Origin of the sequence: Pseudomonas aegrilactucae, from assembly GCF_019168305.1 — a bacterium.
GTDB classification, from domain to species: domain Bacteria; phylum Pseudomonadota; class Gammaproteobacteria; order Pseudomonadales; family Pseudomonadaceae; genus Aquipseudomonas; species Aquipseudomonas aegrilactucae.
Genome location: NZ_JAHTBI010000114.1, coordinates 23472 through 36649, shown reverse-complemented (window position 1 = coordinate 36649; position 13178 = coordinate 23472). Strand labels below are relative to the sequence as shown.

Annotated in this window: 10 protein-coding genes and 1 pseudogene; 7 read left to right on the top strand and 4 right to left on the bottom strand. The window is 60.9% G+C overall.

The features are described 5' to 3' along the window. Positions 1-56 precede the first annotated feature (56 nt). Together KUO17_RS24720 and KUO17_RS24715 are read left to right on the top strand one after the other, a co-directional pair. Positions 57-1219 (top strand): IS3 family transposase gene (locus tag KUO17_RS24720; protein WP_217978183.1). Its coding sequence is split into 2 segments (ribosomal slippage): positions 57-312 and positions 312-1219, totalling 1164 coding nucleotides; the frame shifts between segments, so codons are not numbered across the junction. 474 nt (positions 1220-1693) lie between these two features. Then, complete coding sequence (locus tag KUO17_RS24715) at positions 1694-2329, top strand: hypothetical protein (RefSeq protein WP_217978182.1); 636 nt, start codon at positions 1694-1696, stop codon at positions 2327-2329. Positions 2330-2375: 46 nt separating this feature from the next. Here KUO17_RS24715 and KUO17_RS24710 read toward each other — a convergent pair whose 3' ends face one another. After that, the gene (locus KUO17_RS24710; RefSeq protein ID WP_217978181.1) at positions 2376-2921 is read right to left on the bottom strand and encodes a hypothetical protein; all 546 of its coding nucleotides are present in this window, start codon (positions 2919-2921) and stop codon (positions 2376-2378) included. A gap of 81 nt (positions 2922-3002) precedes the next feature. After that, positions 3003-3226: pseudogene (locus KUO17_RS27390) on the bottom strand (Sir2 family NAD-dependent protein deacetylase); the annotation flags it as partial. A 55-nt stretch (positions 3227-3281) separates the two neighbouring features. Between KUO17_RS27390 and KUO17_RS24700 the strand changes: the two are divergent. Then, positions 3282-3566 (top strand): hypothetical protein, encoded by a 285-nt coding sequence (locus KUO17_RS24700; RefSeq protein WP_217978186.1) that lies wholly within the window; start codon positions 3282-3284, stop codon positions 3564-3566. Positions 3567-3687: 121 nt separating this feature from the next. Here KUO17_RS24700 and KUO17_RS24695 read toward each other — a convergent pair whose 3' ends face one another. Beyond that, positions 3688-4875, bottom strand: a complete 1188-nt coding sequence (locus KUO17_RS24695) for an MFS transporter (protein ID WP_217978179.1) — start codon at positions 4873-4875, stop codon at positions 3688-3690. 123 nt (positions 4876-4998) lie between these two features. Then, the gene (locus tag KUO17_RS24690) at positions 4999-6465 is read right to left on the bottom strand and encodes an efflux transporter outer membrane subunit (protein WP_217978178.1); all 1467 of its coding nucleotides are present in this window, start codon (positions 6463-6465) and stop codon (positions 4999-5001) included. Between the two features lie 88 nt (positions 6466-6553). On the opposite strand from KUO17_RS24690, the gene KUO17_RS24685 reads away from it, so the two are divergent. The 4 genes from KUO17_RS24685 (at position 6554) to fabF (ending at position 12757) form a co-directional block, all read left to right on the top strand. Further along, positions 6554-7168 (top strand): TetR/AcrR family transcriptional regulator, encoded by a 615-nt coding sequence (locus KUO17_RS24685; protein WP_217978177.1) that lies wholly within the window; start codon positions 6554-6556, stop codon positions 7166-7168. A gap of 77 nt (positions 7169-7245) precedes the next feature. Further along, entirely contained in the window at positions 7246-8352 is a 1107-nt protein-coding gene (locus KUO17_RS24680) for an efflux RND transporter periplasmic adaptor subunit (protein ID WP_217978176.1), read from the top strand. After that, positions 8349-11468 (top strand): efflux RND transporter permease subunit, encoded by a 3120-nt coding sequence (locus KUO17_RS24675; RefSeq protein ID WP_255263782.1) that lies wholly within the window; start codon positions 8349-8351, stop codon positions 11466-11468. Before KUO17_RS24680 ends, KUO17_RS24675 begins: the two co-directional genes overlap by 4 nt. Beyond that, positions 11468-12757: a beta-ketoacyl-ACP synthase II gene (gene fabF, locus KUO17_RS24670; protein WP_425274895.1), complete on the top strand. Its 1290-nt coding sequence runs from the start codon at positions 11468-11470 to the stop codon at positions 12755-12757. Before KUO17_RS24675 ends, fabF begins: the two co-directional genes overlap by 1 nt. Positions 12758-13178: the final 421 nt, after the last annotated feature.

The following is a 13178-nucleotide window of genomic DNA, read 5'->3' as shown; positions in this document are numbered from 1 at the left end:
GGGGGTGATTCCGGACACCCATTTAGGCGAAAATGCTCGCCATAGAGAGGTGTCTGATGACCAAGCAACGTCGTACCTTTACCCCAGAATTCAAGCGCGAAGCTGCCAGCCTGGTGCTCGACCAGGGCTACAGCCATATCGATGCCGCCCGTTCACTTGGGCTGGTGGAGTCGGCCCTGCGTCGATGGGTTAACCAGCTTCAGGAAGAGCGAAATGGTGTAACTCCGACCAGTAAAGCGCTGACGCCCGAACAGCAAAAAATCCAAGAGTTGGAAGCTCGAATCAATCGTCTGGAACGGGAAAAATCGATTTTAAAAAAGGCCACCGCGCTCTTGATGGCCGAGGAACACGAGCGTTCGCGTTAATTGATCAACTTCGTTCTGAAGAGCCTGTTGATCTGTTGTGCTCGGTATTTGAAGTCACCCGATCTTGCTATTACGCGCACTGCCGCAAGCGCCGATCTCCGGACGTTGAGCGATTAGTTTTACGCAGCCGAGTGAACGAGCTGTTCACTCAAAGCCGCAGCGCGGCGGGCAGCCGAAGCATCATGCTCATGATGCGCGCGGACGGCATAGAGATTGGGCGATTCAAGGTGCGCAAGCTTATGAACGAAATGAAATTGATCAGCAAGCAACCTGGCTCACATGCCTATAAAAAGGCGACGGTGGAGCGGCCGGATATCCCGAACGTGTTGGATCGAGAGTTCACCGTGTCGGCGCCGAATGAGGTCTGGTGCGGTGACATCACGTATGTCTGGGCTCAAGGTCGCTGGCACTATTTGGCGGCTGTGATCGATCTGTTCGCCCGTCGCGTGGTGGGCTGGGCGTTTTCATCGAAGCCTGACGCTGACCTGGTTATCAAGGCTTTGGATATGGCCTATGAGCAGCGTGGTCGGCCTCAGAACGTTCTGTTTCACAGCGACCAAGGAAGCCAGTACGGCAGCCGAGGCTTCCGTCAGCGACTGTGGCGCTATCGCTTCAAACAGAGCATGAGTCGACGGGGAAACTGCCACGACAATGCACCGATGGAACGGTTGTTTCGCAGCCTGAAAACGGAATGGATACCGACCGTGGGCTACATGAGCGCTTCGTTAGCACAGCAGGATATCGGCCGGTTTTTGATGCAGCGCTACAACTGGCAACGGCCACATCAATTTAACAGCGGGCTGGCGCCCGCTGTGGCCGAGGAAAAACTTAACGCAGTGTCCGGGATTAGTTGACCACTACAGTAGTATCCTTGCTGCGTAAGTGGTTCCCCGGAATTTAGGGGGTACCTTAGTTAAGGGTTCGAATCTCTACGCTTCCGCCATCTTCAAAGCCCTGATTAGTCAGGGCTTTTTGCGTTTTTGGGGCATGGAAAATCGACCATTGGGAACACGCTTGGGAATGGTTTATTTCGGAAGCGCTTCCGATACGTCCTTATTTGGTGGGTTTCGTCAGTGCTCCACCGCGGCGATAAACTCGCTCGGTAATGTCGCCTTTGTAGTGGTCCAATGATACCAGGCCCCCCATTTAGACGAGAGTGCGCACAACAGCTTACCGGCACTGGTTAGGCGAAGTGATACCCCACGTTGAACGTAAAATCCCCACGCCAGACGAACAACCCTCCCCACCTTTCGCTTTCCCCCCAGATCCCTTTAAAATCCCCCCGCCTCTAAACACGCACCACGTAGCAATCAAGCAAGGAAGTCGATATGCAATTTGCAAAAGCCCTGGGCCTCGCCTTGGCCCTTGGCCTCGGTGGATGCGCAAGCTTCACCAAGGATGAAGTCGCGCCCGTAGACCTGCCGTCGATGGCCAGCTACTCCAACAAGCCGAACGTCTACGTGGACTTCGACTTCTTCCAGGGCGCCCCTGACAACGCCAAGGCCAACGAAGTCCCGCAAGCGCGCGATATGCTCAAGCCCGAGCTCAAGCGTGCCTTCGATGAATCGGGCCTGTTTGGCCGCGTGAGCTTCGACGAGTTCGAGAAGCAACCAGGCGATTACAGCCTTCGCCTGAAGGTCTACAACCACCCGCCCGGTGGTGGGCAGATGGTACTGGCCTTCATCAGTGGCTTCACGTTCACCATCATTCCCGCGCTGGCCACCGACCAGTACACCATGAGCCTGGAAACCCTGGACGACCAGGGGCAGTCGCTGGGCAAAGCCAGCAATCATGATGCGATCAATACCTGGATGGGCATCTGGTTCCTGCCATTGGCAGGCAATACCCCCAAAGCAGCGGTCACCGATACCTTCAGCCGTCAGGTCAATGCACTGCTGAAGAACTGGGTCGACAACAATCGCATGAAATACTCCGCAGTGAGTGTCAGGGTTCCACGCGCCTGACATCGATGCAAAAAGAGCCGCGTTCGCGGCTCTTTCTCTATTCACATCACTTCAATGCCTGAACGAACTGCGGGTCGCTGTATAAACTCTTGAGCAAGTCCTGCAGCATAGGGTTGTAGTTGTTCGCGGCCGCAGGAATGGCGATAGGGCCAAAGAAGCTGCTGCCCCAATTTCGCTCCACATCTTTAGTGCTCTCGTACAGCACCTTGTCGCCCTGGCGCAGGGTAAAGCGTGCTGCCAGTTCGCCGTGACCGTTGGCCACGCCCGTGTTCAGCTGGCTCTTGACCAGCTGGATCTGCAACTCTCTATCAGCGCGTGGGTCAAGCAGGCCAGCATGGCGCAGCTCGTCATTGATCGCGGCCTGGATGTGCAGCGGTACGCTGCCAGCCGGGGAGGAGATCGGGTTCAGTCGTACCATCAGCGAGCCTTGGCCGGCATCGGCGTTCACCTGCGCTTCGCGCACCGGCTGCAGGGGCGCGTGTTGCTTGAGTTGCTGAACATTCTGGTAGCTGGGCTCATAGCGGGCCATCGTGACACCGCAACCTTGCAGCAGTAATGCGCAGAACGGGAGGGCGAGGTAGAGCTTTTTCACAGCGAATCCTTGCGTACGTCGGTGGGGTCGCGATTATCGGCAGATAGGCTTGAGCCATCAATCCGTTTCAGCACCGAGAGGTGGCGTTTGTGCCGCTGGATACATAATGCCCGACGTGCCGATCGCAAAGAACAGGTTGCAATCCTCCTCCGCCGCCAGGCCGGCGCCCCATGCAAGGCGCCGCAGTCGATGCATCTGGGCGAGTGGAGGCTGCCATGCAGGTGGTTCACGTTTCGGCTGCCCGCACGCTCGTGAAGGTCATCCACGTTCTGGGTCACCAACGTGAGCCTGGGGACGTGATTGGCAGGCTTGGTGTTGCTAAGCTGCTGACTCGATTTTTCAGGATGATGAGAGGCTGTGATGGGTATTGATACTACGGAACTATTGCGCGTCATAGAGGCCGCCAAGGACGGCTGCGCGAGGCTGGGCATTGCGCTCGACACAGAGATCATTTGTGCCCGCTACAACGCGCATTGCGAAAGTGAAGGGCTGGAGTACAGCTATGATATTCGTGAAATGCAGACTACTCTGGCCGACCTCGTTCGGTTAGCTGATCCCTCTGGGCCGTTGGATGGCAGCATTTCCTACGTCAATGGGGAAATTTTCAAAGTAGCCATCGTCGCGCGCGGCCCCCGCTTATCCTAGGCCACAGTAGCGGGATAGAACGTCCAGCCAGCGTGCTGGACTTTTTGCTTTTTTGGCGCGGCCCCCAGGTTACCAAGGGGGGGAGCGCCTCTTGCCAAACGCAGCCCTGTGCCTTCGGCACTCAGTGCCCGCCCTTCATCCGCCGCGCCACCAGGTAGATCCCCAGCCCCGCAAACGCAGTAGCGGCGCCGATGTAACCCGTGCTTGTCCACCCCATCCCGGCAGTAATCGCCATGCCGCCAAACCACGGCCCAAGCGCATTGGCCAGGTTGAACGCCGCATGGTTCGAGGCCGCAGCCAGGCTTGGTGCCTCATGCGCGATATCCATCAAGCGAATCTGCAGCGGCGCGGCCAGCGCGATCATCGTGCCGACCAGGGCACAGCCCAGCAGCACGCCCCACGGCGAGCTGGCAGCGAAAGGGAAGAACGTCAGCACGGCGATCGACCACACCAGTACCAGCCCCACTGCGCGGAACTGCATCCGGTCGAACAGCTTGCCGCCAACGATGTTGCCGATGATGCCACCGACCCCGAACGCCGCCAGCCCGAAGGGGATCCACTGCGGCGACACCTTCGTCACGTGCAGCATGGTCGGCGCCAGATAGCTGAACACGCAGAACATCCCGGCAAAACCGATAGAGGCAATGGACAGTGCCATCCATACCTGTGGCAGGCGAAAAGCTTGCAGCTCCTTGCGAGGATCGCTGCGCACCTCATCGTGCCGCTGCGGCACGTAGCGCCACACCAGCCCGATGGTGCACAGGGCAATCGCCCCCACCAGCACAAACGCAGCGCGCCACCCGAAAAACTGCCCCAGGAAGGTTGCCACGGGGTTACCCAGCAGCATGGCCAGGGTAAGGCCCATCATCACCCTTGCTACGGCGCCTGCGCGCTGATCGGTGGCTACCATGCTTGAGGCCACCACCGCAGCGATGCCGAAGTAGGCGCCGTGGGGCAGGCCGCTGATGAAACGGAACGCCACCAGGCCGCTGAAGGAAGGGGCGAAGGCCGTGGCCAGATTGCCAATGGCGTAGAGCGCCATCAGCAGAAGCAGCATGTGCTTGCGCAGCAGCTTGGCACCGAGAATCGCCAGCGCCGGGGCACCGACCATCACGCCCAGGGCATAGGCACTGATAGCATGGCCCACCTGGGGCTCGCTCAACTGCAGGTTGCTGGCGATATCAGGCATCAGCCCCATGATGGCGAATTCGCCCGTGCCGATAGCAAAACTCCCCAGGGCCATGGCGGCTTCCATCTTGCCGACGGTGGCTTTGGAGTAGGCGAGCGGGGGCGCTTCCTGGATAGACATGTACATCCCTTTTTGAAACAAACTGAAACGTTAAAGCGGGGAGCTTAATCAATGGGTGGGTGGGGCGTCGAGGGTTTCGGCGCGTGGAAGAGCGGTTGCAGGTTGCGGCTAAGCCCGACACGCTCAGCGTTCGATGGATTTCATGACGTTATAGTGTTGAGGTTGCCAGCCGCCACCCAGCGCTTTGAAGGTGGCGACCGCTGCGCGAGCGGACTCCGTTTCGGCCTGCGCTCTTGCGTCAGATGTCTGCAGCATTTTTTCATCGGCGCGCAGTACCTCGATCAAGCTAACCGCCCCTTGTTGGTAGCCTGCGAATGAAGATTCCCGAGCGGCCGCAAGAGCGGTTTCACCTCTTCTGAGTGTTGTCGTCTGAGTTGCACGATTGATCAGTGAGCAGAGGGCATTTTCAACATCTTCGGTAGCACGCAAAACCGACAGGCTATAAGCAGCAAGGGCTTGGGCCTCTGCTCCTTTGGCGTGTTCAATGTGCGCGCGCACGCGGCCGAAATCGAAGAGTCGCCAGCGTAGCCCCAGTACACCTGCCGACTGGCTGGCGCCACTGGTGAACAGGTTGCCGCCTGAAACCGCTGTCGCACTGCCGAGCAATGCACTGAGCGAGAACTTCGGGTAGTACTCGCTGACCGCCACGCCTATACGGGCGCTGGATGCCGCAAGACGACGCTCCGCCACAATAAGGTCGGGGCGCCGACGCAGCAGGTCAGCCGGTGTTCCCGTTGCTATCAGTTGGGGAGCATGCGGAATGCCACTGGCGTCGGCCAACAACACCCGGTTAGTGCCGGGCGGCACACCAAGCATCACGTCCAGTGCATTCATGGCCGCATCAAGGCCCGCCTGCAGGGGTGGTAGCGATGCCTGAGCCAGCGCCAGCTCTGCCTCGGTCTGACGGAGCTGGTACGCGGGGGCTACCCCCCGGTCATGCAGGCGCTGTACTTTCTCCAGCAGACCCTGCTGGGTTTCTACCTGCTGCCGGGTAATGTCCAACCTGGCTTGCAAGCCACGGATGATGATGTAGGTGTCGGCTGTCTGAGCGGCGACAGCAAGCCGTGTGGCAGCAACACCTGCCGCTGAAGCCTGGTACTCCGCCACGGCTGCCTGCCTGCCACGACGCAGCCCTGCAAACACGTCCAACTCCCAGCTTGCCTCCAGGTTGGCTTCGTACGAGCTGCCGTAGCGATCATAGCCAGGCGTGGCGTCCAGCACCTGCCCAAGCGGCGTTTCGACCGACTGGTAGGCGCGGGCCGCCTGGGCGCTGACGTTGCCCGATGGCAGCAGTGCTGCCGTCGCCGCACTGAGCCCGGCACGCGCCTGGATTACCTGCGCGCGGGCTTGCGCCAGGTCGAGATTGTTCGCGAGTGCCCTTGAGACTACGTCGCTGAGTAAGGGATCATTGAAACCTTCCCACCAGGCGGCATTACTGTCCCGCGGTGCGGCAGCACTCGGCTCGATGGCCAATGGCGTCAGGTAACGGTCCCTTGTCGGGGCGTCCGGGCGTTGGTAATCCGGACCTACGGCGCAGCTCGCCAACAGGCTGGTACTCAACACCAGTGCGTACGTAGAGAGCCGGCGCATTGAAATTCCTTGAGGTGATCGATTTCGTGACCATATTACGAATTGGTCACATGTTGTCAATCATGGCTCGCAACGCTAAGCTGGAAATATGACCAATCAAATGAAGACGACACCCCCTCGCGGCCCCTCCGACCACAGCGTTCGTGATCAGGTCGTGGAAGCGGCCACTCAGCATTTCGGCCATTACGGCTATGAGAAAACCACGGTGTCTGACCTGGCCAAGGCCATCGGTTTTTCCAAGGCCTACATCTACAAGTTCTTCGACTCGAAACAGGCCATCGGCGAGGTGATCTGTACCAACCGGCTGGCAATGATCATGGCCATCGTGGAGGCCGCGATCAAGGAGGCGCCCACAGCCTCGGAGAAGCTGCGGCGCCTGTTCCGATCACTGGTGGATGCAGGCAGCGACCTGTTTTTCCACGACCGCAAGCTCTATGACATCGCGGCGGTGGCAGGCCGGGACCAGTGGCCCTCTGCGGTCGCGCATGACGAGCGCCTGCGCGGGTTGATCCAGCAGATCGTGGTTGAGGGGCGGCAATCGGGCGAGTTCGAACGCAAGACGCCGCTGGATGAAGCTGTTCAAGCGATCCATCTGGTCATGCGCCCTTACATCAGTTCTGTGCAACTGCAGTACAACCTGGACATTGTGTCGACCGCACCCGTGCATCTCTCTGCCCTGATACTGCGCAGCCTCGCTCCCTGATGACTGTGACTATTGACTAAACTGGTCACCATGCGGAGAATCGGATCCCTACTCACTTCATTCAAGTAAGGGATCCCATGCGCTGGCCCAGACCCACTACCCTCGCTGTTTGCCTGCTGCCCATCGTTCTGACTGCGTGCGGCGAGTCGTCGAGCGTGCGTGATCCGCGTACTCAACCGCCCTTGGTGAGGGCGGCCGCGGTGGCGAGCGCAGCTGACACCTCCCGATCGTTTACCGGTGTTGTGGTCGCTCGCGTGCAGAGTGATCTGGGGTTTCGCGTGCCCGGCAAGGTGCTGGAACGCCTGGTCGATACCGGCCAAACCGTGAAGCGTGGTCAGCCGTTGATGCGCCTGGACCCTGTGGACCTCGGCCTCCAGGCCCAAGCCCAACAGCAAGCCGTTGCGGCAGCAACGGCACGTGCCCGGCAAACCGCAGACGAAGAACTGCGCAATCGCGACCTGGTGGCCGCAGGCGCCCTGTCGGTGTCGGCCTACGACCGGATCAAGTCTCTGGCTGACACCGCAAGGGCTGAGCTCAATGCTGCGCAGGCCCAGGCCACGGTTGCACGCAATGCCACGGGATACGCCGTGTTGCTGGCCGACGCCGACGGGGTGGTGGTCGAGACCCTGGCCGAACCCGGGCAAGTGGTCAGCGCAGGGCAGCCGGTCGTCCGGCTGGCAAAGGCCGGGCAGCGTGAGGCCATCGTCCACTTACCCGAAACAGTGCGGCCGGCCCTGGGCACCCAGGCTCAGGCCCGGTTGTACGCGGGCGATACCCGCGTGATGTCCGCAAGGCTGCGACTGCTCTCAGACGCTGCCGACCCGCTGACGCGCACGTTCGAGGCCAGGTATGTGCTCGACAACGCAGGCGCCAACGCCCCTCTCGGTGCCACGGTCACGCTGAGTATCACGCAGGGCACGCCCACACCGCATGCGCTCGCCGTTCCCCTCACCGCCCTGCATGACCAGGGCCAGGGGCCTGGCGTCTGGGTCATCACTGGCGAACCCGCCAAAGTGTCCTGGCGCGCGGTTCAACTGCTCGGCCTGGGTGACGACTACGCCAGGGTCAATGGCGGCCTCAAGCCCGGTGAGCAAATCGTGGCACTGGGGGCGCATCTCCTTCACGACGGTGAAGAGGTACTGGTGCCGCAGCAGGGCAGCCGTGTTACCGGGGTACAACCATGAGCACGGGCCGTTTCAACCTTTCTGCACTGGCTGTTCGCGAACGCGCCATCACGCTGTTCCTCATCGTGTTGATCGGCGTGGCAGGCACGCTTTCATTTTTCAAGCTGGGCCGGGCAGAAGACCCTCCCTTCACCGTCAAGCAGATGACCGTTATTTCGGTGTGGCCGGGTGCTACCGCGCAGGAGATGCAGGACCAGGTCGCCGAGCCGCTGGAAAAGCGCATGCAGGAATTGAAATGGTATGACCGAAGCGAGACGTACACCCGTGCAGGCATGGCCTTCACCATGGTGTCGCTGCTGGACAAGACTCCACCGTCGCAAGTCCAGGAAGAGTTCTACCAGGCACGCAAGAAGCTGAGTGATGCCGCCAAATCGCTACCAGCCGGTGTCATCGGGCCGATGGTCAACGATGAGTTCTCGGACGTTACCTTTGCGCTGTTTGCATTGAAGGCCAAGGGGGAACCGCAGCGTGCATTGGTACGCGATGCCGAATCACTGCGCCAGCGCCTGCTGCATGTACCGGGTGTGAAGAAGATCAACATCATCGGCGAACAGGCCGAGCGGATATTCGTGTCGTTCTCCCACGACCGGCTGGCCACACTGGGTATCGCGCCCCAGGACATCTTCGCGGCACTCAACAACCAGAACGTGCTGACGCCTGCCGGTTCGATCGAAACCAGCGGGCCGCAGGTATTTGTGCGCCTCGAGGGTGCCTTCGACACGCTGGAGAAAGTTCGCGATACGCCGATTGTCGTGCAGGCCAGAACACTGAAGCTGTCGGATATCGCCACGGTCGAGCGTGGCTACGAAGACCCTGCGACGTTCCTGGTGCGCAACCAGGGCGAGCCTGCCTTGTTGCTGGGCATTGTGATGCGCGAGGGCTGGAACGGCCTCGACCTCGGGAAGGCGCTGGACGCCGAAACCCTCCAGATCAATCAAGGCATGCCACTGGGCATGACGCTTTCGAAGGTCACCGACCAGTCTGTGAACATCAGCTCGGCGGTTGACGAGTTCATGATCAAGTTCTTCGTCGCACTGCTGGTGGTGATGCTGGTCTGCTTTCTCAGCATGGGCTGGCGGGTGGGTGTGGTTGTCGCGGCGGCGGTGCCGCTCACGCTGGCCATCGTGTTCGTGGTGATGGAGGCCTCTGGCAAGAACTTTGACCGCATTACGCTGGGTTCGCTGATCCTGGCGCTGGGCCTGCTGGTGGATGACGCCATCATCGCTATCGAAATGATGGTCGTGAAAATGGAAGAGGGCTATGACCGCCTCAAGGCCTCTGCCTACGCCTGGAGCCACACGGCAGCGCCCATGCTTGCCGGTACGCTGGTCACGGCGGTGGGCTTCATGCCCAATGGTTTTGCGCAGTCGACGGCCGGCGAGTACACCAGCAACATGTTCTGGATCGTAGGTATCGCGCTGATCGCCTCCTGGCTGGTGGCGGTGGTCTTTACGCCGTATCTGGGCGTGAAGATGTTGCCCGAGATCACGCCGGTCGCAGGCGGGCATGCCGCGATCTATGACACCCGGCATTACAACCGTTTCCGGCGCCTGCTGGCCCGGGTCATCGCGCACAAATGGCTTGTGGCCGGCGCGGTGATCGTCGCATTCGGCATGGCCATTGTGGGGATGGGGCTGGTCAAGAAACAGTTCTTCCCAACCTCCGATCGCCCGGAAGTACTGATCGAAGTGCAACTGCCCTATGGCACCTCCATTGAGCAGACCAGTGCCACCACCGCGAAGGTTGAAGCCTGGCTGCAACACCAGGATGCCGCCAGGATCGTGACCGCTTACATAGGGCAAGGCTCACCGCGCTTTTACCTGGCAATGGCCCCCGAGCTGCCAGACCCGTCCTTTGCAAAAATCGTGGTGCTGACAGATAACCAGCAAGCGCGCGAGGCGCTCATGCTGAGCCTGCGTGAAGCGGTGGCGCAAGGGCTCGCACCGCAAGCGCGTGTTCGGGTCACACAGCTTGTATTCGGCCCCTATTCTCCCTTTCCTGTGGCATACCGCGTGATGGGGCCAGACCCTGACACCTTGCGCAAGATCGCAGGCCAGGTCCAAGCCGTGATGCAGGCCAGCCCGATGATGCGCACGGTCAACACCGACTGGGGCTCGCGGGTACCGACGCTGCACTTCTCACTGAATCAGGACCGCCTGCACGCGGTCGGCCTCACGTCCAGCGCCGTTGCGCAGCAATTGCAGTTCTTGCTTTCAGGCGTGCCGATCACCTCGGTTCGGGAAGACATCCGCTCGGTGCAGGTGATGGGCCGCGCAGCAGGGGATATTCGACTCGACCCTGCGAAAATCGAAGGTTTCACCCTGGTAGGGGCCGCGGGGCAGCGTATTCCGCTCTCACAGGTCGGCGAGGTCGGCGTGCGCATGGAAGATCCCGTGCTTCGGCGCCGCGACCGCACGCCCACGATCACCGTGCGCGGCGACATTGCGCAAGCGCTGCAACCACCCGATGTGTCAGCGCAGATCCTGTCCGAATTGCAGCCCATCATCGACAGCCTGCCGGCCGGGTACCGCATCGAGCAAGCCGGGGCGATAGAAGAGTCTGCAAAAGCGACGTTGGCGTTGTTGCCGCTGTTTCCGATCATGATTGCAATCACCTTGTTGATCATCATCCTTCAGGTCAGGTCGATGTCTGCGATGGTGATGGTGTTCCTCACGGCGCCACTGGGGCTGATCGGGGTGGCGCCAACCTTGCTGCTGTTCAACCAGCCCTTTGGCATCAATGCCCTGGTGGGGCTGATTGCGCTGTCCGGCATCCTGATGCGCAACACCTTGATCCTGATCGGGCAAATCGACCACAACGAAAAAGAAGGGCTTGCGCCTTACCACGCGGTGGTAGAAGCCACTGTGCAGCGGGCACGCCCCGTGCTGCTCACGGCGCTGGCGGCGATCCTGGCGTTCATCCCGCTGACGCACTCGGTGTTCTGGGGCACCCTGGCCTACACCCTGATCGGCGGCACGCTGGGCGGCACCCTCATGACGCTGGTCTTCCTGCCAGCCATGTATTCCATCTGGTTCAGGATTCGTTCACCGAGCGAATCGCACCCTTACCCACCCGGCGCCCATGCGCCCGGTGACGCAGCATTGAAGAGGATCTGATGATGAATCAATACGCGCAGAAACGAATCGTGGTGACCGGTTGCGGCATTGTCGGCCCCCTCGGATGCGGCGTCGAAGCCGTATGGCGCAGGTTGCTGGACGGCCAGTCGGGCATTCGCGCCCTGGCAGATAGCGTCAGCGACGGCACAGGCGTTTCAGTGGCAGGTCGCGTGCCCACGCTGGAAGAAGACCCCATTGCCGGTTACGACCCGGATCGCGTCATCCCGGTAAAAGAGCGCAAGAAGATGGATCGCTTCATCGAGTTTGCCCTTGTCGCCGCCGACGAAGCGCTTGCGCAGGCGGGCTGGCACCCCACCGATGACGCGCAGCAGCAGCGCACCGCGACCCTCATTGCCTCGGGCGTTGGTGGCTTTGGGGTCATCGCTGACGCGGTCCGTGTTACCGATGCACGGGGACCTCGCCGATTGTCACCGTTCACCGCCCCCGCCTTCCTGGCGAACATGGCCGCAGGGCACGTGTCCATTCGGCATGGCTTCAAGGGGCCGCTAGGTGCCCCGGTGACGGCATGCGCCGCTGGCGTTCAAGCCATTGGCGACGCCGCGCGGCTGATCCGAAGTGGTGAGGCCGACATCGCGATTTGCGGGGGTACCGAAGCCGCCATCGACCGCGTAACCCTGGGTTGTTTTGCGGCCGCCCGTGCGCTTTGCACCGGGTTTGCCGATCGCCCTCAAGAGGCCTCACGCCCGTTTGATCGCGACCGCGATGGTTTTGTCATGGCCGAAGGCGCTGGGCTGCTGGTCATCGAATCGCTGGAACACGCCCTGGCACGCGGCGCAACGCCGCTGGCAGAACTCGTGGGTTACGGCACCAGCGCAGATGCCTACCACCTGACGGCCGGCCCGGCAGACGGCAGCGGCGCTCGCAGGGCCATGGAGCAGGCGTTGGCTCAAGCCGGTGTGGGCGCCCATGAGGTGCAGCACATCAATGCGCACGCCACCTCGACCCAGGTTGGTGACAAAGGCGAACTGGCGGCCATTCAAGCCGTGTTCGGCGGTCGCTCCAGCGTCGCCATCAGCTCGACGAAGTCTGCCACCGGGCACCTGCTGGGCGCAGCAGGCGGTATCGAGGCGGTCTTCACGGTGCTGGCCCTGCGTGACCAGGTGGTACCGCCCACGCTGAACCTTCACAACCCCGACACGGCTGCCGAAGGGCTGGATCTGGTGGCGTTGACTGCGCGCAGGACGCCGATCACCTACGCACTCTCGAATGGGTTTGGATTTGGGGGCGTCAATGCCAGCGCCCTGTTTCGTCGTTGGGAAAGCAAGTGATGAGCGTGCACGTACGGACGGCTCACCGGTGCATCGGCTGACGGGAAAAGTCGTTGCGTTACTGGCAAGTTTGTCGGCCATCAGTGTGCTTTGCTCCAACATTATCCTTCCGGCCTTTCCGGCCATCGGGGGCAACTGCGCTTGCAACATGGCTGGGATCAGCGCTGACATTCCCCGCCGTGACGACGCTGGGCGGTATTCAGGTCAGCGTATGCGTCATTGCCCTGAGCCTCTTCTTGCTAAGCAGCAGCACGGAAAAAACGCAGCCTTGATCAACCCAATGGCAACAGATGGACCCGTCCGGGAATTTGGAGCGATCTCCACACTCGGAAACATCTGTTGACAACTGTGAGAGAAGAAAACAAGATCGCGCCGCATTTATGCGAAAGATTCCCATTAGCACTAAGCTTTCTATTGGGCG

What these genes read in the sequence shown, in the direction of transcription:
- KUO17_RS24700 (WP_217978186.1), top strand. Translation starts at nt 3,282, where the DNA reads ATGGGTATTGATACTACGGAACTATTGCGCGTCATAGAGGCCGCCAAG.
- KUO17_RS24675 (WP_255263782.1), top strand. Translation starts at nt 8,349, where the DNA reads ATGAGCACGGGCCGTTTCAACCTTTCTGCACTGGCTGTTCGCGAACGC.
- KUO17_RS24685 (WP_217978177.1), top strand. Translation starts at nt 6,554, where the DNA reads ATGACCAATCAAATGAAGACGACACCCCCTCGCGGCCCCTCCGACCAC.
- KUO17_RS24680 (WP_217978176.1), top strand. Translation starts at nt 7,246, where the DNA reads ATGCGCTGGCCCAGACCCACTACCCTCGCTGTTTGCCTGCTGCCCATC.
- KUO17_RS24690 (WP_217978178.1), bottom strand. Translation starts at nt 6,465, where the DNA reads ATGCGCCGGCTCTCTACGTACGCACTGGTGTTGAGTACCAGCCTGTTG.
- KUO17_RS24715 (WP_217978182.1), top strand. Translation starts at nt 1,694, where the DNA reads ATGCAATTTGCAAAAGCCCTGGGCCTCGCCTTGGCCCTTGGCCTCGGT.
- fabF (WP_425274895.1), top strand. Translation starts at nt 11,468, where the DNA reads ATGATGAATCAATACGCGCAGAAACGAATCGTGGTGACCGGTTGCGGC.
- KUO17_RS24695 (WP_217978179.1), bottom strand. Translation starts at nt 4,875, where the DNA reads ATGTCTATCCAGGAAGCGCCCCCGCTCGCCTACTCCAAAGCCACCGTC.